Here is a 20,022-nt window from a genome sequence, read left to right as displayed (position 1 = left end):
AATAATTAAATGATGGGCAAATGTGGATAACACATTCTATGTTCTTTTAATTAGAAGGTGTCATCAAGCCTCTATTTAAAGCAATAAAAGGAGAAATTTCATGGAGTTTTGGTTAAGGATACTGTATGGTCGTCTTAGGTGCTGTAATAGGTGGCTACACTAAATTATTAGCTATCACAATGCTGTTCAGACTTTATAAACCAATCTATATTTTCGGGAAACAGATGCCGTTGACACCAGGGTTGATTCCGAAGCGGCAGGATGAGTTAGCCAAACAGTTAGGTAAATTGGTGTTGATCATTTAATCACGCCCGAGAGCATTCAAAGTAAAGTCATCAGATGCCTCTATACAGAATATGAATATTTTCGTGAAGGCAGAAGTAAAGAAAGCATTGTCCACGGAAAAAAGTACTGCTCAAATGCATGATCACTGGGAATGAAGAATTCTTCATTTACGTTAGAACAGAGATTACAAACATTCTTTCTTGGTAAATATGAAACATGATCGGAAGAGAAACGATATAACAATTGATTAACGAAAAAACGGCTGAAATGCTGCCTGTCGCTTCGATCATGAATAAGCCGGTTCGAGAATTGACTGCCAATTTCTCGGACACCATTTCCCGGCTTTGAGGAAATGTCGCTTCCATCACTAAGAAGGAATTGTCGATGATCACCTACCTTCGGGCTTTGCTTGGTGGAATCATCGGTTTATTTCAAGGTTTTGTAACTGTTTTAATAGGATGACGTGTAATTCGCAATCGGATTTGTTATAGTGGAAAAGGTGTAGGAATACAATGATTACCGGGAGGGGAAATAAATGAGTAACGTATATGATGCAGCGTATGAAATGGAAAAGGCAATTAGGGCAAGTAATGAATATGCCGATTTGCAACGCTTATATGATCTTGTCAATTCTGATGAAGCAACAAAAGGGATGTTTGAAAACTTCCGTAATCTGCAGATGTCATTGCAGCAAAAGCAAATGATGGGACAGGAGATTGCACCGGAAGAGGTTGAGCAAGCACAAAAGACGGTACAGCTTGTCCAACAAAACCCAACCATTTCTCAATTGATGGAAGCTGAACAACGGATGAGCATGGTCATCGCAGACCTCAATAAAATTATCATGAAGCCGCTTGAAGATTTATATGGCTTGCCTGAACAACAGCAATAAGCAGTTAAAGACTCCCTTCCATAATGGTTGGGGGTTTTTTTGTTTCCTGAAAGCACCGTTGCAAGGGGCGTGAACCACTATTTGTTCTATTCCCGAAATTTTAGTCATAAATTTGGAAAGAGGATACTACAGATGGGGGAGATCAGCATGGTATATCGACTACTTGCGGTCAATATCGACGGGACATTGCTCCAGTCGAATGGCCGTTTAAATAAATCGACTAAAGAAGCAATAGATTATGTTCACCAAAAAGGTGTCCATGTTGCACTTGTGACGTCAAGAAACTATCACTCAGCAAAAAAAGTGGCCAAAGCCCTAAAAATAAATCCGATGATCGTTGCTCAGCAAGGAGCCTTTGTCGGAGCTTCCATAGAAAAGCCGATAATGGTAAAAAGAATATCAGAAGAACTGACTGCAGAGCTCGTGCAAATGCTTGAAAAGACCACGTGCCAAATATTGCTCATTCATGAAAAATTCTCGCTGGGCAATCGGGTGAACCTTCCGGAGAATTTGCTTGGTAAATCGGTTATGTATTTGAATGATCAAAATATTTATGCTCAAAATTATGTGGATGATATCAGTGAAGAACTTATTGACCAGCCGATGGCCCCGACGAAGATGGACATTATATTTCCAGAAAAAAGTGCTCGAAATGATATGTTGAAATTGATAAAGGAAATGTTCCCGGAGGTGGATGCAATCTTACATCCAGGACATAAGCTGACAATCGTTCCGAAGGGTGTTTCTAAATGGAGCGGTGTATTGTATTTAGCTGACCATTTAGAGGTGAAAAGAACGGAAATCGTCTCGATTGGAGATGGATTGGATGATATTGAGATGATTGCCGGTTCTGGTCTGGGAGTTGCCATGGGCAATGCGGATGAGGAAGTAAGGAAGGTGGCAAAATGGGTGACGCGCTCCAATGATCAAGATGGTGTTGCCTATATGCTGAGGGAATTCTTCCGGAAACAGCATCCAATCGATTTTTTACAAAAGATGAATATGCTTAAGTGAATGGCGGGGCTCCTTCATATAGAAGGGGCCCCATTCAGATAATGCCGCTTTTTAGGCCTGTTATATTTCATAAATAATTATAAGCTTCTTTCCATAAGCTAAGGGAAAATCAGTAATGGAAAGGAAGAATTCAATGGGTGTAATCAATGCAAAAGAAGTGCAAGTCGGTGACGAGGTGTTTGTGATTTATAATAATCCCCACGTTCCTACCGTTTCGAATATAAGGGCGGCTGAAATCGTTCCGCATCCCAAAGATCCCAATGCAGTAGCCTTGTTCCTGAACGATACATTTCATACGATTGAGGACGATGATGCTTTGTTCACTTCGGAAGCCGCAGCGGAAAAAGCATACAGTGATTATATGGATAACCAAATGACTTAAAGAGACGTTCACTTTGCATGAACAGATGAAAGCCCTCGCTTATAGAGCGGGGGCTCCTTTTGATTATATTTACGAGTAAAAGTTCGAAATTCCCGAGTATTTGCTGCAAACTCACGAGTAAACGCTCAAAATTCACAAGTAAAAGCTCCGAATTCACGAGTAAACGCGTCAAACTCACGAGTAACGCTCCGAATTCACGAGTAAACGCGCCAAACTCACAAGTAAACGCTCCGAATCACGAGTGGATGCTCGAACTCACGATAAAAGTTCGAAACTCACGAGTATTTGCTGCAAACTCACGAGTAAACGCGCCAAACTCACGAGTATTTGCTCCGAACTCACGAGTAAACGCGTCAAACTCACGAGTAAAGCTCCGAATTCACGAGTAAACGCACCCATACTCACATGTCAGAGCCATTAGTGGTTAAAACAGCATATTTGACTGTGAAAAATAAAAAAATGCCACTCCTATTTCAAGAAATACAGAGTGACAGTTATGGTCTAATCTCAGTTATTGGATTGTATTAAGAGTTTCATTGCGTGAATTTGTCCAATATGATTGGCTTCATGGAGCACTACAAAATTAATGAATTCCCCCACTGTTTCCATTCCGTTGAAAGGCTGTGCTGTTTTTTCATTCAATCGTTCTTCCGGAATTTCAAGAAGTCGATCAAGTTGTTCATGCAGTTGTTGCTTTAATACTTCAACGGTAGGTACGTCCCCAGTCCAGTCCGCTGGTTTTGAACCATATCCGAATAGTTGGCCGTAATTCGCTGGCAATTCACTATTGGAGTCCAATAAAAATTTTTCGGCTGCAGTAAGGACATGTCCAAGGTGCCAATGGATTGTATTATTAAAACCTTCAGGCTGTACATCCATAAATTCTGGTTTGATTCCATCGATTTCTTTTAAAAGATTGCCGCGCATGACCGTTAGCTGATTTTTTACATAATTCATTTTACATTCCCCTTTCAATCTTGTTTTTTTCTAAACGCTATCCCATGAAATTATAGCAAGGATAATTCAATATTATCAAATTTTAGCTAAGCCATTTCAAAAGTGGGAGTCTTATCAATTTACAATTTATTTCATTTTAAAGGTTGTAATTGTCAGAAAATTTATTATAATTAAAATAATGTTAGGAAAACTCACATATTAATGTAAAGTTAAGGTGCATAAAGAGAAATAAGATGATGGTAATTGAAGTAAGTTTATGCATTTATTACAAGGGAAGAGTGCATCCGAATTTAATGGGATACTTGGAATAATTGGCGGTATAGTTTGGCAAAAGGAGAGAGGGTATGCGTTTAACAACAAGGGAACAGGAAAAGTTAATGGTTGTAGTGGCGGCAGATTTGGCAAAAAGGCGAAAAGATCGCGGCTTGAAGTTGAACTATCCGGAATCCATTGCCTTGATTACCTATGAAATAGTCGAAGGGGCCAGGGATGGGAAATCAGTATCGGAACTGATGCAATTTGGCAGGACGATTCTTTCAAGTGAAGATGTTATGGATGGGATTCCTGAGATTATTCATGATATTCAAGTTGAGGCAACATTTCCGGATGGTACAAAGCTTGTGACTGTTCATAATCCGATTCAGTAAGGAGGAGGAGGCCATGATACCAGGTGAATATATCTTGAAAAAAGAACCGGTCGTATGTAACGAGGGAAAGATTTCAACGGTCATAACAGTCATCAACAGGGGAGACCGTCCGATACAGATTGGCTCACACTTTCACTTTTATGAAGTGAATATTGGACTGGAGTTCATTCGTGAGAATGCTTTTGGGAAAAGGCTTAACATTCCTGCCGGTACAGCTGTCCGTTTTGAGCCGGGCGATGCGAAGGAAATCGAACTGGTCCCATTCAGCGGCAAAAGGGAAGTTTATGGATTAAGTAATAAAACGAATGGTCCGCTTGATAAGGAGTGAAAATATGAGTCATGAAATGTCACGTAAGCAATATGCCGACATGTTTGGTCCGACAACAGGGGATTTAATCAGATTGGCAGATACCGAGCTTTTCATAGAAGTGGAAAAGGATTTTACAAAGTACGGGGATGAAGTGAAATTTGGCGGGGGTAAAGTGATCCGTGATGGTATGGGGCAACATCCAACCGCTTCAAGAGATGAGGTGATGGATCTTGTTTTCACCAACGCGATCATCATCGATTATACAGGCATTTATAAAGCGGACGTTGGCGTGAAGGATGGAAATATTGCAGCTATAGGAAAAGCGGGAAATCCCCTATTGATGGATGGGGTGACAATGGTGATAGGAGCAGCTACAGAAATAATTGCAGCTGAAGGAAAGATCGTTACAGCTGGTGGTATTGATGCCCACATCCATTTCATTGCCCCGCAGCAAATAGAGACTGCACTGTCAAGCGGGATCACGACAATGATCGGTGGGGGAACCGGACCTGCAACGGGAACGAACGCCACGACGTGTACTCCGGGAGCTTGGAATATACATAAAATGCTCGAAGCAGCAGATCATTTCCCCATGAATCTCGGTTTTTTGGGTAAAGGCAATTCCTCTGCCAAAGAACCGCTTGCTGAGCAAATAGAGGCTGGTGCGATCGGGCTGAAGTTACATGAAGATTGGGGCACGACGGCTGCAGCCATCGATACAAGTTTAATGGTGGCTGACGAATACGATATTCAAGTGGCGATTCATTCCGATACGCTTAATGAAGGTGGTTTCGTCGAGGATACGATCAGAGCGATCGACGGCCGTGTCATTCATACATATCATACCGAAGGAGCGGGTGGGGGGCATGCCCCTGATATCATCAAGGCGGCAAGTTATCCGAATATTCTCCCGTCCTCGACGAACCCCACCCGTCCATACACCATCAATACGTTGGAAGAGCATTTGGATATGCTGATGGTATGCCATCATTTGGATCCATCCGTTCCGGAAGATATCGCTTTTGCCGATTCCCGGATAAGAAAAGAGACTATTGCAGCTGAAGACATTCTTCATGACCTGGGCGTCTTTAGCATGATCAGTTCCGATTCCCAAGCGATGGGGCGTGTAGGAGAAGTTATTCTGCGAACATGGCAGACGGCCGATAAGATGAAAAAGCAGCGTGGCAAAATGCTGGAGGATACAGGGGAAGGAGACAATTTCCGCGTTAAGCGTTATATTGCCAAATATACGATAAATCCTGCAATTACACATGGGATTTCTGATGTCGTCGGATCTGTGGAAGAAGGGAAATTCGCAGACTTGGTGCTATGGGATCCTGCCTTTTTCGGGGTTAAACCGGACATGATTCTAAAAGGAGGCATGATCGCGCACAGTATGATGGGCGATCCGAATGCTTCGATTCCAACTCCTCAACCGGTGTTATACCGCCCGATGTTTGCAAGTTTTGGACAGGCCGTTGAGAGTACGTCGATTACGTTCCTATCAAAAGCGTCATATGAAGCGGGAATTCATGATGACCTGGGTTTGAAAAAAATAGTGAAGACTGTCTCGAACATTCGCAATCTTACAAAAAAAGATATGAAGTTAAACGGGGAGACCCCCGTTATAGAAGTTGATCCGCAAACATATGAAGTGACGGTGGATGGTGATTTAATTACGTGTGAGCCAGCGGAAATCCTGCCGATGGCGCAACGATACTTTTTATTCTGAGGTGATGACATGATAGTTGAAGAAGTATTGGGAAATATAGAGTTTATTGAAAAAAAAGCGAAACATATGGAAAAGATTTATCTGGAAAGCGATGCATTAAGAAAACGGATACTAAGGGTTAAAACGGATCATGGAAATGAAATTGGGATACGCCTTAAAGAAAACAAGGATTTGATGGATGGCGACATCCTTTATATGGATGAAAATAATATGATTGTGATCCATACGATAGATGACGATATTTTGACGATCTTGCCTACAACTCTAGGGCAGATGGGCGATATTGCGCATCAATTGGGAAATCGCCACTTACCTGCCCAGTTTGATGGGGATGAAATGCTTGTTCAATATGATTACCTGGTGGAAGAGCTTTTAATGGAACTTGATATACCGTTTCGTCGTGAAAAGAGGAAGGTGAAGCAGGCATTCCGTCATATCGGACATTCACATGATTGAACGTTTGTTTCCGTTGATCCAGCTTTGTGATTCCAATTTTCCTTCTGGGTCGTTCTCCCATTCATTCGGGATGGAGACTTACATTCAAGAAGGGAAGGTCCATGATGCAACTTCTTTAAAGGCGTTTTTGAAGGTATACATTTCTAAATCTTTAACCTATACAGATGGACTGGGGTGCCGGCTTGCATATGAATTCGTAAGTAGTCAAAGGGCTGAAAAAATATGGGATCTGGATGAGTTGCTTTATGCCGCATGTTCCGCCCGGGAATCCAGGGAAGCCTCGAAAAGAATTGGACAGCAGATGGCTAAACTATGCTCGAACTTATACCCATCCGAAGAGTTATTGGCATACTTGAAGAAAATCCAAGGAAAACAATGCTATGGACATCCGGCCATTGTATTTGCGCTTGTGTGTACTGAATTGAACCTTACCGTAGAAATGGCCATTCATGCCTGTTTATATGCAGCTGTGTCCTCGCTTATCCAAAATGCAGTAAGAGGAATCCCTTTGGGTCAGACAGCTGGACAATCCTTGTTATTATGGTCACATGAGGTCATCCAGACAGCCGTTGCATTCATTAAAGGACTTCCGGAGGATGAACTCGGACGGACACTGCCGGGATTGGAAATAGCCCAAATGAGGCATGAGGATTTACATGTAAGACTATTTATGAGTTAACCAGAAAAGAGGTGACAGATTTGCCTTATAGAGGTAAATCGATAATAGATGAAACAAGTAGTCAAAATAGGTGTAGGTGGCCCGGTTGGTGCCGGAAAAACGATGCTTGTCGAGAAGTTGACACGGGTAATGGAAAGTGATTTCAGCATGGCAGTCGTAACGAATGATATATATACAAAAGAAGATGCGCTGTTTTTAATGAAAAATGGTGTACTTCCTGAAAATCGGATCATTGGTGTGGAAACCGGCGGCTGTCCACATACAGCGATACGTGAGGACGCCTCGATGAATTTTGCAGCCATTGATGAGTTGATGGAACTCCATCCGGAACTGGATTTGATTTTTGTGGAGAGCGGCGGTGATAATTTAGCGGCGACCTTCAGCCCTGAACTCGTTGATTTTTCAATCTATATCATTGATGTCGCACAAGGGGAGAAAATCCCCCGGAAAGGTGGCCAGGGAATGATTAAATCGGATTTATTCATCATTAATAAAACGGACTTGGCCCCGTATGTAGGAGCAAGCCTGGAAGTGATGGAGAGGGATACATTAACGACCCGAGGGGATAAACCTTTCTTTTTTACTAACTTAAAAGACGAAAAGGGTTTGACTGATGTCGTAAACTGGATAAAGTCAGAGGCGTTTCTAGTAGGTCTTGAGCAGTGAGTTGGACAGGCAGCATTCGCTTAAAGGCGGAACTGAAAAATGCTCGAACGATAGTGAGTGATACTTATTATGACGGGGCATTCAAATTGTCCCGTCCGGTGTTTTTTGATGAACTTTCACCTACCTATTTTCTCATTCATGTTGGAGGGGGCTATGTAGGTGGTGACAAGTACCATCAGCTTTTTTGTTTGGAAGAAGGGGCTACAATGACATTGACGACGCAGTCTGCGACAAAGATATATAAAACGATGGATGAGCCGGCAGTGCAGAAAACCGAGTTAGTTTTAAAAAAGGAAAGTTTCCTTACCTATGTGCAGGACCCTGTAATTGCCTATGAATCTGCTCGATATATTCAGGATACGACGATACATATGGAAAGCGGAGCGGGATTGTTGATGACTGATATATTTACACCAGGATGGTCAGAGAGTAGGGGGGCATTCACATATGATTGGATCCGCTCCAAAACGAACGTGTTTCAAGATGGTAAAAGGCTGTTAATGGACCACTTGTTTCTGAATCCTTCAGACGAGATGGACTCTGTACTATTATTGGAAGGATATAGTCATTTTGGCTCGCTATTATTGATATATCAAGAGGTGGATGGGGAATTCATTACCGAACTCGATGAAATGCTTTCCCTGTTAGGAAGCAAAGTTAGAATAGGTTTTTCCCGGCTGCCAATACGTGGTTTGATGCTGCGGGTATTGGCAAATCAAACTCAACAGATAGAAAAGGTATTTTCAGTTTGTGAGGATCTCTTCCGAAGGAGGATACTTCGGGAGGATCCAATTTTTTATCGTAAATATTAGTAAAGGGAAAGGCGGTGTATTATGGAAATGAGTTTATTGCTTGTTTTAGCGATTGGATTTGTATTAGGCATCAAGCATGCTCTGGAACCCGATCATATCATTGCCGTTTCCACGATTGCGAGCCAAAGCAAGAAAATATGGAAATCTTCACTTGCAGGCGTATTTTGGGGAATCGGGCATACACTTACTCTTTTGGTGTTCGGTGTCATCCTGATCCTTTTGAAAAACGAAATTCCGGAGGCTTGGGCAATGTCATTGGAATTTCTTGTGGGAATCATGCTGGTATATTTAGGTATCACGACGATTTTTTCTTGGAAGCAAACGAAGCGGCATGACCATACAGGCCGGACTACATATCTGAAATCGATGTTAGTGGGAATTGTCCACGGACTTGCAGGCAGTGCTGCAATGGTCCTTCTTACTTTAAGTACGATAGATGCAGCGTGGCAGGGGGCAATCTACATTATCATATTTGGTGTAGGTACTTGTATAGGCATGCTTCTGTTCACTACGATTTTAAGCATCCCCTTTGTCACAAGCTCTTCCTCCAAAAAAGTCAATCGCTTACTCATCCGATTGACAGGTGTGATAAGCACGCTTTTCGGAATCTATTATATGTACAATCTGGGCATCAACGAGGAACTATTTTCTGTATGGTTTGGTTGAATGCAGGACATATGCCCAAAGGATATAGGCAAGAACCCTCAAGTCATAAACTTGAGGGTTTTTTACTGTTAATAAATCGAAAAACAATCCTATTACTCTTTTGCGTGGACTAGTATAATGAAAAAAATTGGATAATTAATCCATTGGGGTGTTAGGAGATGACATGTAATGAAAAGGAAACCGATGCTTGTTGCACTTAGCCTATTATCAATAACGTTAGCTTCAGGCTGTACAACACAGCAAGAACATATTTCCGTTCAAAAATATGAAGGTAAACACTACAAATTCGAAGCATATAAAGAAAAGATAGAAATGGGGAAAACAGAAAAAACAAAAGAAATAGTACAGAATGCAGATTGGGAAGAATTCGCGTTGGAGAAGGATCATCCTAAGGCGGACTTCATCTTTTATTTTAATGATGAGAAAAACGAAGGTAGACTAACCGTATATTATGTTTGGGTAAATCCTGATGGAAAGATTGTAGAATTGACGAAGGATGAACATAGTCAGTATGTACAGTTAAATAGAAAGGATTCAAAAATCATATTAAGACTGCTGCATAAATGAAAAGGCCTCCAGACATGCATTAACATTAGAACTCTCATGTGCCTCAATATCAACAGAGTTATTTAAAAAGTGTAATGGTTGGAATCGAGGCATTAAAAAAGAACTAAACCCTTAATCTCTTCCTGTTTTATACAAATATCTATACATGTTTGACAAAAAGGCGAAAGAACCCGGATTTCCAAACAAGTCCGGGTTCTTTCATTCTGCTCAGGCTGAATCAGTCTTCTTATTCGTTGTCCTCAATATTGGCATGGTGCAGCAACGAAAAGAGCCGCCGGACTTAATGATTTCGCTTATATCAACTTCAATGACTTCGTATCCACGTTTACGAAGCTCACTATTTACCTGTTTATTACACGGAAGACTGAATAATTTTTTATTCCCAATCGAAAGCACATTGGTTCCTAATGTGAATTGTTCTTCTTTAGTCACTTCGATCATGTCATAACGTGAAGCTAATAAATCCATTTCTTTTTTTGTAAAGGACTCTGGAAAAATAAGCGCCTCTGTCGGTGATATGATATTGAAAACACAATCTAAATGAAGGAATGTTTCAATGAAAGGAATCGCGATGACATCGTAATCCGGTAATAGGGTTTGAAGATGCTTGACGGATGTTTCATCCGTTCTTTCACTGATTCCAATATAGATGGTCTTTCCGTCAATAAGGACATCCCCGCCCTCAATATGATTTTTGAGGAGGTTGAAATATGAGATGCGATTCGTTTCGAGCCAGGATTTCAATATTTGTTCTTCACCCTGCCTGATACCTGTTGCCAACTCAGCTACATAAACGGTATTGCCAAGAGTGAAACCGATGTCCCTCGTGAAAACTTGTTCTGGATATGTAAATTGTGGCGGAAGTTTTATGACTTCAATCCCTTCATGTTCAAGAGCCTTTATAAATTGGGCATGCTGCTTAAAGGCAAGTGCCTGATCGATATTTTCTTCTTGAAATTCTTTTTGTGTTTCGTTAATGATCTCCCGGATTTCCATATAACGTGGTTCACAGACAATCACACGTGATAGCTTTGAATATTCACTCGCGCAATAAGCTTCCAGTTCTTCGTTTATTTTGTTTACCATAAATGAGCTCCCTCTAAAAATAATTGTATCTTTACTATTTCCTCTTTTTTCTAGAAAGAAACATAAAAAATATGTCAGGGAACTGCACCGCTAAATTTGGATGGTTTAAAAATAACATTTCAGATTAAGCTCCTAATAAATGAATCCGATATATACCGGATTCATTTATCAATTCGAAGAAAACGAATTTGCCTGCAGTTATTTGTTTTTTATAAAAATTCCCGTTGATTCCAGAAATCCGCTCCCTTTCCGAATCCCGTTTTTGTCGTCAAACTCATAGAATCTGGTTTAGCCTTTTTTTGAAATATCATCAAGATAAACCCAAATTCAAAATAATCGTAAAAGGTAACTAGGGATAAAGGATTATTTTTTTTCTGGTCGAATATATAATGAGGATGCTTTTAATATAAGGGGGAGATTGTAATGATGGATACTCCATTGATCATGACTCAAATCGTTGAGAGAGCTGAAAAATATTTTCCGAAGAAAGAGGTAGTTTCGCGTACGGATGGTGGTATTCACACATTTACATATGCAGAGATTGCTGAGCGTACAAGAAGGCTGACCAGTAACCTTGAAAAATTCGGCATTCAAACAGGTGACCGTATTGGAACACTTGCCTGGAACCATCATCGGCATTTAGAAGCATATTTTGCGATTCCTTGTCATGGTGCTGTCCTTCATACAATCAATATGCGTCTGTCTCCTCAACATGTTTCTTATATCGTCAATAGTGCGGAGGATCGATTACTATTGATAGACCCTGATGTCATTCCCCTCTTGGAAGCAATTAAAGATGAGTTAACGACAGTGGAAGGGTATATCATTATGACGGATAAAGAGGAGCTGCCTGATACGACCCTTTCACCCATTTATCATTATGAAAGATTATTAGCCGAAGGGAATCCGAAACAGCCATTCATTCAAACCTTGGATGAAAATGCGCCTGCCGGCATATGTTATACTTCCGCCACGACCGGGAATCCGAAAGGTGTGGTTTATTCACATCGCGGAATTTTGCTGCATGCGATTGCACTGGGGCTTGCCGATTCCACAGCATTAAGCGAACGTGATGTCGCCCTTCCTGTCGTGCCCATGTTTCATGTAAATGCCTGGGGGATGCCTTTTGCCAGTGTTTGGTTTGGAACGAAGATGGTTTTGCCGGGACCCTATTTCACCCCAAAGATTTTGGCTGAGCTTATAGAAACGGAGAAGGTTACAATCGCAGCAGGGGTTCCGACGATATGGCTGGGCTTATTGAAGGAGCTGGAAGAAGGCGGCCATGATACGAGCAGCATTCGCACTGTTCTATGCGGCGGGTCGGCTGCTCCAAAAAGCATGATTAAAACCTTTGAACAAAAGTATGGGATACCATTCCTGCATGCCTATGGAATGACTGAAACGAGCCCGCTTGTTTTTGTTTCGAAACCAAAAAGCTATCAGGAAGACCTCCCTGAAGAAGAACTTTATGAGTTGAAGGCCAAGCAGGGCCTTGTTTCCCCAATGATAGAAATTAAAGTGATCGGTCAGGACGGCGAAGTGAAACCAGATGGAAAAGAAATGGGCGAATTGCTGATCAGGGGTCCTTGGATAGCGAATGAGTATTTTAAGGATGAGCGGTCAGAGGATACCTTTAAGGATGGCTGGCTGTATACGGGGGATGTTGTCACGATTGATGAAGAGGGGTTCGTCAAAATCGTTGACCGGACGAAAGATTTGATAAAAAGCGGCGGTGAGTGGATTTCTTCCGTAGATATAGAGAATGCATTAATGGCCCATGAAGGAATCTTTGAGGCGGCGGTAATTGCAGTGCCTCACGAAAAATGGCAGGAACGGCCGATCGCCTGTGTTGTCTTGAAGGAGGCATACAAGGGGAAAGTGTCCCAGGAAGACATCATCGAATTTTTAATGCCGCAGTTTGCAAAATGGTGGCTGCCGGATGAAGTGGTCTTTTTGGATGAAATCCCGAAAACGGGTGTTGGGAAGTTCTTGAAAAGGGCATTGCGTGATCAGCTTCAGGATAAATATATCAATAAATAATGATAGATTTGTATAAATGTAACTTTTCCCCCTATTCTGATAATAGGTAAGGAATATATAATAAAGTCATAGAACGAAAGAGGAGGAAATAAATTGAGTATTGAATCGACATCACCTGCAGGCACTGTTTTAGTCACATATTCGGACAGGACGGCCACTGTTGCAATGAACCGTCCAGAGGCCATGAATGCTTTAAATCCGAAAATGCTGCATGATTTTATTCATGCCCTGAAGGAAGTAAGTGAGAATGATGATGTGGATGTCGTCATTTTAAAAGGGAATGGGAAAGCATTTTCCGCAGGTGGTGACATTAAGATGATGCTCTCGCCTGGAAAAGAAAACGCTTTCGATGAACTGATGGATGGAATCAGTGAATTGGTGACCACTCTATACTTCATGCCTAAATTGACCATCAGTGCCATTCATGGTGCAGCTGCAGGGCTTGGGTTAAGTATAGCTCTTGCAACCGATCATCTTATTGCCGATTCGGAAAGTAAGGTTGCGATGAATTTTATCGGGATTGGATTAATCCCCGATGGCGGCGGACACTTCTTCCTTGAACGTCGTCTTGGTGAAGTGGGTGCAAAAGAACTAATCTGGGAAGGTAAAGTGCTTACTGCGCTTGAAGCAAAAGAAAAGGGCCTCATTCATGAAGTGGCTGACGGAACCCTGGAACATGCGGTAGAGAAGAAAGTTCAATCATGGCTGCAAAGCCCGGTTCAGGCCATGATTAAAACGAAAAAAATTCTTAGTGAAAAAAATCGCCCGCTATTGATTAAGATCCTTGAGATTGAAAAAGCTGCCCAGATGAAAATGCGGCAAACAGCGGACCACCAAGAGGGAATAAAAGCATTCGTGGAAAAAAGGAAACCGAACTTCATCGGAAAATGAATAAAAAAGGCCGTCACGTCATTGTGACGGCCTTTTTTATATAAGGAATGTGTCTAAAACTTAATCATATTTTTAGTGATTGCGCTTCCATTTTCAATCAGCGATGAAAAAGCAATAAAGCGCCTGAAGGTGATGTACAGCGATGTGTTTGATCTTGATAGTTTTTTTCCTTCAATAGATTTTGTCCCAATTCTTTAGCTTGTTCATCATTCTCGGCTGTAAATGATTCATCCAATAGTTTTTCCCCTGACGGTTCAAAAACGGTTAATTTGTATATTCTGCTCATTTCAAAAACTCCCTTATCAAAAATGTTATTGTCTTAGGAACTGTTATAAAAATTTTATCATTATCTATCAATTTTGACTATTATTATGTGAGGGAAATGTATTAAGACAGGGAATATTGATATGTAGCTGAATATCTTGAAAAACGATGGAAAATAACTATACCGAACTAACTTCAAAACAAAACCTATTTATACTAGAGGAATTCTCTCTTTAAAATGAAAAATCATAAATGATATAATAAACCTGAGTAAAAGTGCATCTAGGAAGTGTATGGATCGAAGGGGGATTTTTTGAATGACGGTAAAAATCGTTAATAATATCACTGAATTGATAGGAGATACACCTGTTGTAAGGATTAATCATTTAACAGCGGAGGGTGATGCTGAAGTATTTGTGAAACTTGAATATTTCAATCCGAGCCGCAGTGTAAAGGATCGGGCAGCCTTCAACTTAATTAGGCAGGCTGAACTGGACGGCATCATTCAATCCGGGGCTACGATCATAGAACCAACATCAGGGAATACAGGTATTGGGCTTGCTATGAATGCCGCTGCAAAGGGGTATCGGGCCATTATGGTCATGCCGGATAATATGTCGAAAGAAAGAATCAATATCTTAAAGGCATACGGAGCGGAAGTTGTCCTCACCCCTGCATCAGAGCGGATGCCGGGAGCCATTCGTAAAGCTGAGGAACTAGCCGCAGAAATTCCTAATAGCTTTATTCCGCAGCAATTCGAAAACCAAGCCAATCCTGATATTCACAGAGTGACGACAGCAGTCGAGATTCTAGATCAGATGGATGGCAACCTGGATGTGTTTGTCGCTACTGCTGGAACGGGAGGAACAATAACCGGTACAGGTGAAGCCTTAAAGGAACATCTGCCGAATTTAAGGGTTGTAGTTGTCGAGCCTAAGGGTTCCCCAGTTCTTTCCGGCGGAAAGCCTGGTCCTCATAAGTTAGTGGGTACGAGCCCTGGATTTATCCCCACCATCTTAAATACAAAGGTATTTGATGAAATCGTTCAAGCGGCTGATGAAGATGCGATATCCACCATGAAGGATCTGGCTTCGAAGGAAGGTATATTGATTGGACCTTCAGGAGGTGCCTCTGTCTGGACTGCCCTGCAGGAAGCCCGTCGTCTTGGAAGTGGAAAACGAGTATTATGCATTGCACCGGATAATGGTGAACGCTATTTAAGTATGGATATTTTTGAATGATGAAAAAGACCGAATGCCGTGCATGAAACAATGTTCACGCCATTCGGTCTTTTTCCTGTTGAATTTGCCCATACTGGATGATGACATATTAAAATAATAATGTATGGGAAAGTATGTTCTGTTCATGTTAAAATTAAATGTGAAATGTTGATAGAAATCGAGGTGACACTTTTGAGCGGTGTGAGGTTCATTCATGCGGCGGATCTCCATCTGGATAGTCCCTTTTCAGGGTTGAAGGATATGCCGTCATCTATATTAAAGGAATTAAGGGAAAGCCCGTTTAAAGCTTTTCAAACTATCATTAATGAAGCAATTTCCCTTCAGGTTGACTTTATCGTGTTATCGGGGGATCTATTTGACGGGGAGAATCGGAGTCTCCGGACACAGGTCCGCTTTCGGACCGAGATGGAAAAACTCCAGCAGCATCAGATCCCTGCCTATATCATTCATGGTAACCATGATCATCTCAGCGGCTCATGGATTACTGTGGAGCTGCCGGATAATGTCCACGTATTTTCAGGGCAAACCGAAGTGAAACGGTTTGAAAAAATCGATGGGACGACTGTCCATCTTTATGGGTTCAGTTATCCGCGCCGTCACGTAAGTGAGAGAATGATCGAAACCTACATAAAAGCTGAAGGGGCCGATTATCATATAGGTCTGCTTCATGGGAATTTGGAAGGCAATTCCGAACATAGCCCATACGCCCCTTTTTCATTGAAGGAACTAGCTGCCAAAGATTTCGATTACTGGGCATTAGGCCATATTCATAAGCATCAGGTGGTTTCAGAAGATCCGCTAGTGATATACCCAGGAAATATTCAAGGCAGGAACAGAAAGGAGTCTGGCGTTAAAGGGTGCCTGCTCGTCGAATTCGACGGGGACATGAAGCGTCATTCCTTTATTGAAACTTCTGAAGTGATATGGGAAAGCGAAACAATTGAAATAACCGCGGATGGTGGATTTGATGCCCTGTTCAAGCAATGCAGGGAAGTAATTGAACGGAAGGCCTTCGATGGGAGAAGCTTTCTTTTGGAATTGAAGCTGGATACAGGTGACGCAGCAGGGGCTTCCAGGGAATATCTTGAAGAATTGACCCGGATCTTGCAGGAAGAGGACCAAGGGGAATCGTTTGTCTGGGTGTATAAAATCAAGGTCATCCAGTCGATGCCGATGATTAGGTCAAATGAAACATTATTGCCATTTATGGCTGAGGTATCAATGCTTGCATCTGAATTTGATGATACGGATGCTGCTCTGGCCCCGCTTTATATTCATCCGGGTGCAAGAAGGTTTCTTGATACAATAGAGCCAAAAGAGCAGAGGGAACTTGTGGATGAAGCGGAAAGATGGCTTTTGCAGGTTTTTGATGTGAATAAATGAGTGTAGGGAGGAGGAACGGATTTGATTATTAAAGACCTCCATGTTTATGGTTACGGCAAACTGGAAAATCAGCGTTTTCCTGAATTGGGACAGCTGCAGATTTTCTTTGGGGAAAATGAATCGGGCAAGTCAACCATCATGTCCTTCATTCATAGTATGCTGTTTGGTTTTCCGACAAAGGTTCAAAACGAACCGCGTTACGAGCCCAAAATGCATGCCAAATATGGGGGAAGGCTCAGTCTCATAACAAAAAAAGATGGGGAAATCATTATTGAGCGTGTGAAGGGAAAAGCTACAGGCGATGTAAAATTGACCTTCGAGGATGGAAGGGTCGGCGGCGAGGAAGAATTGAATGAGATTCTCCATGGCGTTGATAAAAACTATTACCAAGCCATTTTTTCTTTCGACCTTCAAGGGCTGCAGGGATTACATACACTAAGTGAAGGGACCATGAGTAAATATCTGCTTTCAGCTGGGCTGATCGGGAATGATAAACTTCTTGAAGCCGAAACGAAATTGCAAAAAGAGCTCGATTCAAGGTTCAAGCCATCAGGCCAAAAACCTCTACTGAATGTGAGATTGAAAGAACTTAAGGAATTGCAGAAAAAGGTGAAAGCATCAGAAGAAGAACAGCAGTCGTATACGGCATTACTTCAGGAAGAAGCAAAACTTAAGGAGGAGCTCTACAAAGTCACGGAAGATATTCAAGAGATTGAAGAAAACCTTGTTAACGTGAGTACTTTTTTGAGAATTAAACCCTTGGTTGAAGAACAGGGGGAACTTGAGGCCGAAATGAGTAAAATTCCGGAAGTGAGTTTTCCTGTTGATGGCTTAAAAAGACTTGAACAGCTACAGGCAGTTGGAATGCCCATGAAAGCCCAACTTGCGGCATTGATTGAGAAAAAGGACAAACTTGAGGGAAAACTCACGGAAATCGAAATCAATCCGTTCATCAAGGAGCATAAAGAGCAAATTGAACATGCAATCGATCAAGGAACATTGCTGGAGAAGCTCGAGCTGGATATGAGAAAAGCGGAACACGAAAGGCTGTTGGAAGAAAAGAATATCGAAAAGGTGAAGCAGGAATTATTCTTGGATGTTTCTGATGATGAAATAAGAAAACTGGATATCAGTACATTCATGAAGGAAAAGGTGAAAAGGGCCGAGAGGGAAAAGCATCAACTCCAAAATGATAAAAAGCAGCTTGATGAGAAATATGAATTGCAAAAGGGAAGTCTGGAAACGACAGAAATCCGCTTGAAGGAGATAAAGGCCCAGTTAATGCCAGATGAAAAAAGAATCGAGCTGGAGTCCTTATACAACAAACAGAATAACATCGAATTTCAAGCAGCACAATCGCTTATTCTTGATGAACAAATACTTGAACTTGAAAAGCAATTGGCCTTACAGAGGAAGAAGGAAGCGGATAATCGCAAACGTTCACATATCATGAATGGCAGTTTAATAGTACTTCTTTGTTTAGGTGCTATCGGAAGTTATTTCAGTGAACAGATTTTGTTGGGGATGATACTTCTGGCAGTGGCTGTTCTGTTTGCGGTATCCAGGTATCTTTTTAAAGGTGATGATATATTGTCCGGGTATATCAGGCAATTGGATGAGATGAAAAGGAAAAGGGCAGCAATTGGGACTGAGACCAATAGGGGGAGTGAAGGAGAGTCGATGGGTCGGCTGCTTGAACTGGACCAACGTCTCCAAAGGCGTTTTGAAAGTGAATGTTTCAAATATGAAGAAAGGGAGGAAGCGTTTGAATCGACCATTCAGGAATATGCCGATTGGGAAGCTAGAAGGGACCGGTTGGATAAAGAATTGAGGAGCATCTTAAGCGGTTGGGGTCTGTCTTATTCCGGAATGGAAATCAATCTTGAATCAATATTTGAACTTCTTGAGAAATGGAAGGAAGCCGTTGATAGGAAATATGAAACAATCAAGAGGCATAATTTTCTGCAGGCAGAATTTGAGGGTATATCAAAGGCTTTATTTCATTTTGCACACAGCCTTGATTTTGAACCATGCACATGGCGGGAAGCGATTGGCCTATTGAAGCGGGAATTGAATAAAGCTGTTGAATTCTCCGTTCAACTAACGCAATGGATGCAGGAACGAAGTCGTTTGACGAACGAAATCGAGCAGCTGACGATGGAAAATGGCTATCTTGATGCAGAAATGGAAATGCTTTTTAAGTTAGCGAAGGTCAAGGACGAGGAAGAATTCAGGCATGACGCTGCATTGTCCGAAAAGAAAATCACTTTACAAAAACAGCTTGATTTGATTACCATTCAAATTGGGCAATCCAGAATGCTGCCTGATCAAATCCATACTTACTTAAAACAGGGGATCAATACTTATACATTAGAAAATATAGAACGGAAACGGAAGGATTCTGTAAAGGTGAAATCCCTTTTATTAGAGAAGCAGGCGGATGCGAAGCATAAGATAAAACAGCTTGAAGTTTCAGGAATTTATGATGATTTACTTCATCGTTTTTATGAAGAAAAAGCTGCTTTTAACGAAGAGGCGAAGGAATGGGCGAAATTGGCAATAGCCAAAAGCTTATTGAATAAAACATTGGACCGATATAAAAGGGAACGCCTACCTAAGGTCATCGCTGATGCCGAGCGGCACTTTTCCTTTTTAACGAATGGGAGTTATCGTAAAATCATCCTTGATCAGTCGGGAGAAGGAATTTGGGTACAGCGCAATGATGGTTTGAGTTTCAGGGTTGAGGAGGTCAGCCGCGGGACAGCAGAGCAAATTTATGTTTCCCTAAGGCTCGCACTTGCTGATCATACTTTTGAAAATGATTCATTCCCTCTCATCATTGATGATAGTTTCGTCAATTTTGATGCGGAAAGGACAAAACGGATGCTCGAGTTATTGAAAAAAGTTTCGGAAAAGCGGCAAATTTTATTTTTTACTTGTCACCGATATATAATGGAATACTTTAGCGAAAATCAAGTGATTCGTCTATCCAGCACCGTATTGCGCCAGGATATGAATGATTTGATCATCCCTGAAATATAATGGGTTTTAA

At 41.6% G+C, this 20,022-nt stretch carries 21 protein-coding genes and 1 pseudogene; 18 read left to right on the top strand and 4 right to left on the bottom strand.

Annotated features, from left to right (window positions below):
- Nucleotides 1-125 precede the first annotated feature (125 nt).
- Nucleotides 126-325, top strand: a pseudogene (locus tag ACIQZD_RS09850) (DUF445 domain-containing protein); the annotation flags it as partial.
- 127 nt (nucleotides 326-452) lie between these two features.
- Here the strand turns inward: ACIQZD_RS09850 and ACIQZD_RS09845 are convergent.
- Nucleotides 453-677, bottom strand: a complete 225-nt coding sequence (locus ACIQZD_RS09845; RefSeq protein WP_402901310.1) for a hypothetical protein — start codon at nucleotides 675-677, stop codon at nucleotides 453-455.
- Nucleotides 678-820: 143 nt separating this feature from the next.
- Here ACIQZD_RS09845 and ACIQZD_RS09840 point away from each other — a divergent pair, with 143 nt between their 5' ends.
- The 3 genes from ACIQZD_RS09840 to ACIQZD_RS09830 all read left to right on the top strand — a co-directional run bounded on the left by ACIQZD_RS09840 (nucleotide 821) and on the right by ACIQZD_RS09830 (nucleotide 2,573).
- Nucleotides 821-1,177 carry a YlbF/YmcA family competence regulator gene (locus tag ACIQZD_RS09840; RefSeq protein WP_034314741.1) on the top strand — a complete coding sequence of 119 codons (357 nt, stop codon included), beginning with the start codon at nucleotides 821-823 and terminating at the stop codon, nucleotides 1,175-1,177.
- 147 nt (nucleotides 1,178-1,324) lie between these two features.
- A complete protein-coding gene (locus ACIQZD_RS09835) occupies nucleotides 1,325-2,191 on the top strand; it encodes a Cof-type HAD-IIB family hydrolase (protein WP_402901307.1) in 867 nt (288 codons plus the stop codon).
- 115 nt (nucleotides 2,192-2,306) lie between these two features.
- A complete protein-coding gene (locus ACIQZD_RS09830) occupies nucleotides 2,307-2,573 on the top strand; it encodes a transcriptional regulator SplA domain-containing protein (protein ID WP_241590686.1) in 267 nt (88 codons plus the stop codon).
- 507 nt (nucleotides 2,574-3,080) lie between these two features.
- On the opposite strand, the gene ACIQZD_RS09825 is transcribed toward ACIQZD_RS09830, so the two are convergent.
- Nucleotides 3,081-3,530: a DinB family protein gene (locus tag ACIQZD_RS09825; protein WP_402901302.1), complete on the bottom strand. Its 450-nt coding sequence runs from the start codon at nucleotides 3,528-3,530 to the stop codon at nucleotides 3,081-3,083.
- A gap of 344 nt (nucleotides 3,531-3,874) precedes the next feature.
- Between ACIQZD_RS09825 and ACIQZD_RS09820 the strand changes: the two genes are divergently transcribed.
- The 9 genes from ACIQZD_RS09820 to ACIQZD_RS09780 all read left to right on the top strand — a co-directional run bounded on the left by ACIQZD_RS09820 (nucleotide 3,875) and on the right by ACIQZD_RS09780 (nucleotide 10,065).
- The gene (locus ACIQZD_RS09820) at nucleotides 3,875-4,177 is read left to right on the top strand and encodes an urease subunit gamma (RefSeq protein ID WP_402901300.1); all 303 of its coding nucleotides are present in this window, start codon (nucleotides 3,875-3,877) and stop codon (nucleotides 4,175-4,177) included.
- A 13-nt stretch (nucleotides 4,178-4,190) separates the two neighbouring features.
- Nucleotides 4,191-4,505, top strand: a complete 315-nt coding sequence (locus tag ACIQZD_RS09815; protein ID WP_402901297.1) for an urease subunit beta — start codon at nucleotides 4,191-4,193, stop codon at nucleotides 4,503-4,505.
- A gap of 4 nt (nucleotides 4,506-4,509) precedes the next feature.
- Nucleotides 4,510-6,219, top strand: coding sequence for an urease subunit alpha (gene ureC / locus ACIQZD_RS09810; RefSeq protein ID WP_402901295.1), 1,710 nt, complete (start codon nucleotides 4,510-4,512; stop codon nucleotides 6,217-6,219).
- Nucleotides 6,220-6,228: 9 nt separating this feature from the next.
- Nucleotides 6,229-6,675: an urease accessory protein UreE gene (gene ureE / locus ACIQZD_RS09805; RefSeq protein ID WP_098185191.1), complete on the top strand. Its 447-nt coding sequence runs from the start codon at nucleotides 6,229-6,231 to the stop codon at nucleotides 6,673-6,675.
- Entirely contained in the window at nucleotides 6,668-7,354 is a 687-nt protein-coding gene (locus tag ACIQZD_RS09800) for an urease accessory protein UreF (protein WP_402901292.1), read from the top strand. The genes ureE and ACIQZD_RS09800 overlap by 8 nt, the downstream gene beginning before the upstream one ends.
- Nucleotides 7,355-7,402: 48 nt before the next feature.
- Nucleotides 7,403-8,020: an urease accessory protein UreG gene (gene ureG, locus ACIQZD_RS09795; RefSeq protein ID WP_402901289.1), complete on the top strand. Its 618-nt coding sequence runs from the start codon at nucleotides 7,403-7,405 to the stop codon at nucleotides 8,018-8,020.
- Nucleotides 8,017-8,832: an urease accessory protein UreD gene (locus ACIQZD_RS09790; RefSeq protein ID WP_402901286.1), complete on the top strand. Its 816-nt coding sequence runs from the start codon at nucleotides 8,017-8,019 to the stop codon at nucleotides 8,830-8,832. The genes ureG and ACIQZD_RS09790 overlap by 4 nt, the downstream gene beginning before the upstream one ends.
- A 21-nt stretch (nucleotides 8,833-8,853) precedes the next feature.
- Nucleotides 8,854-9,498, top strand: coding sequence for a HoxN/HupN/NixA family nickel/cobalt transporter (locus tag ACIQZD_RS09785; protein ID WP_402901283.1), 645 nt, complete (start codon nucleotides 8,854-8,856; stop codon nucleotides 9,496-9,498).
- A 168-nt stretch (nucleotides 9,499-9,666) separates the two neighbouring features.
- Nucleotides 9,667-10,065 carry a hypothetical protein gene (locus ACIQZD_RS09780; RefSeq protein WP_402901280.1) on the top strand — a complete coding sequence of 133 codons (399 nt, stop codon included), beginning with the start codon at nucleotides 9,667-9,669 and terminating at the stop codon, nucleotides 10,063-10,065.
- Between the two features lie 207 nt (nucleotides 10,066-10,272).
- Here the strand turns inward: ACIQZD_RS09780 and ACIQZD_RS09775 are convergent, their stop codons facing one another.
- Nucleotides 10,273-11,151: a dimethylarginine dimethylaminohydrolase family protein gene (locus tag ACIQZD_RS09775; RefSeq protein ID WP_402901278.1), complete on the bottom strand. Its 879-nt coding sequence runs from the start codon at nucleotides 11,149-11,151 to the stop codon at nucleotides 10,273-10,275.
- 423 nt (nucleotides 11,152-11,574) lie between these two features.
- On the opposite strand from ACIQZD_RS09775, the gene ACIQZD_RS09770 reads away from it, so the two are divergent.
- Nucleotides 11,575-13,191 carry a long-chain fatty acid--CoA ligase gene (locus tag ACIQZD_RS09770; RefSeq protein WP_402901275.1) on the top strand — a complete coding sequence of 539 codons (1,617 nt, stop codon included), beginning with the start codon at nucleotides 11,575-11,577 and terminating at the stop codon, nucleotides 13,189-13,191.
- Nucleotides 13,192-13,284: 93 nt separating this feature from the next.
- On the top strand, nucleotides 13,285-14,082 hold the full coding sequence (locus ACIQZD_RS09765; RefSeq protein ID WP_101224194.1) for an enoyl-CoA hydratase: 798 nt from the start codon (nucleotides 13,285-13,287) through the stop codon (nucleotides 14,080-14,082).
- 97 nt (nucleotides 14,083-14,179) lie between these two features.
- Here the strand turns inward: ACIQZD_RS09765 and ACIQZD_RS09760 are convergent, their stop codons facing one another.
- The gene (locus ACIQZD_RS09760; RefSeq protein ID WP_048677954.1) at nucleotides 14,180-14,368 is read right to left on the bottom strand and encodes a YhzD family protein; all 189 of its coding nucleotides are present in this window, start codon (nucleotides 14,366-14,368) and stop codon (nucleotides 14,180-14,182) included.
- A 295-nt stretch (nucleotides 14,369-14,663) separates the two neighbouring features.
- Here ACIQZD_RS09760 and cysK point away from each other — a divergent pair, with 295 nt between their 5' ends.
- The 3 genes from cysK (at nucleotide 14,664) to ACIQZD_RS09745 (ending at nucleotide 20,012) form a co-directional block, all read left to right on the top strand.
- The gene (cysK, locus tag ACIQZD_RS09755; protein WP_402901272.1) at nucleotides 14,664-15,587 is read left to right on the top strand and encodes a cysteine synthase A; all 924 of its coding nucleotides are present in this window, start codon (nucleotides 14,664-14,666) and stop codon (nucleotides 15,585-15,587) included.
- A 180-nt stretch (nucleotides 15,588-15,767) separates the two neighbouring features.
- On the top strand, nucleotides 15,768-16,970 hold the full coding sequence (locus tag ACIQZD_RS09750; RefSeq protein WP_402902064.1) for a metallophosphoesterase family protein: 1,203 nt from the start codon (nucleotides 15,768-15,770) through the stop codon (nucleotides 16,968-16,970).
- 21 nt (nucleotides 16,971-16,991) lie between these two features.
- Nucleotides 16,992-20,012: an ATP-binding protein gene (locus tag ACIQZD_RS09745; protein WP_402901270.1), complete on the top strand. Its 3,021-nt coding sequence runs from the start codon at nucleotides 16,992-16,994 to the stop codon at nucleotides 20,010-20,012.
- The last annotated feature ends 10 nt before the right edge of the window (nucleotides 20,013-20,022 follow it).

Source organism: Peribacillus sp. NPDC096447, assembly GCF_044762725.1.
Lineage (GTDB): Bacteria > Bacillota > Bacilli > Bacillales > DSM-1321 > Peribacillus.
This window is presented reverse-complemented; position numbering and strand designations above follow the sequence as displayed.

Coding starts and splice junctions, on each gene's coding strand:
- ACIQZD_RS09780 (WP_402901280.1), top strand. CDS start 9,667: ATGAAAAGGAAACCGATGCTTGTTGCACTTAGCCTATTATCAATAACG.
- ACIQZD_RS09760 (WP_048677954.1), bottom strand. CDS start 14,368: ATGAGCAGAATATACAAATTAACCGTTTTTGAACCGTCAGGGGAAAAA.
- ureE (WP_098185191.1), top strand. CDS start 6,229: ATGATAGTTGAAGAAGTATTGGGAAATATAGAGTTTATTGAAAAAAAA.
- ACIQZD_RS09785 (WP_402901283.1), top strand. CDS start 8,854: ATGGAAATGAGTTTATTGCTTGTTTTAGCGATTGGATTTGTATTAGGC.
- ureG (WP_402901289.1), top strand. CDS start 7,403: ATGAAACAAGTAGTCAAAATAGGTGTAGGTGGCCCGGTTGGTGCCGGA.
- ACIQZD_RS09820 (WP_402901300.1), top strand. CDS start 3,875: ATGCGTTTAACAACAAGGGAACAGGAAAAGTTAATGGTTGTAGTGGCG.
- ACIQZD_RS09825 (WP_402901302.1), bottom strand. CDS start 3,530: ATGAATTATGTAAAAAATCAGCTAACGGTCATGCGCGGCAATCTTTTA.
- ACIQZD_RS09815 (WP_402901297.1), top strand. CDS start 4,191: ATGATACCAGGTGAATATATCTTGAAAAAAGAACCGGTCGTATGTAAC.
- ACIQZD_RS09840 (WP_034314741.1), top strand. CDS start 821: ATGAGTAACGTATATGATGCAGCGTATGAAATGGAAAAGGCAATTAGG.
- cysK (WP_402901272.1), top strand. CDS start 14,664: ATGACGGTAAAAATCGTTAATAATATCACTGAATTGATAGGAGATACA.
- ACIQZD_RS09800 (WP_402901292.1), top strand. CDS start 6,668: ATGATTGAACGTTTGTTTCCGTTGATCCAGCTTTGTGATTCCAATTTT.
- ACIQZD_RS09830 (WP_241590686.1), top strand. CDS start 2,307: ATGGAAAGGAAGAATTCAATGGGTGTAATCAATGCAAAAGAAGTGCAA.
- ureC (WP_402901295.1), top strand. CDS start 4,510: ATGAGTCATGAAATGTCACGTAAGCAATATGCCGACATGTTTGGTCCG.
- ACIQZD_RS09775 (WP_402901278.1), bottom strand. CDS start 11,151: ATGGTAAACAAAATAAACGAAGAACTGGAAGCTTATTGCGCGAGTGAA.
- ACIQZD_RS09770 (WP_402901275.1), top strand. CDS start 11,575: ATGATGGATACTCCATTGATCATGACTCAAATCGTTGAGAGAGCTGAA.
- ACIQZD_RS09835 (WP_402901307.1), top strand. CDS start 1,325: ATGGTATATCGACTACTTGCGGTCAATATCGACGGGACATTGCTCCAG.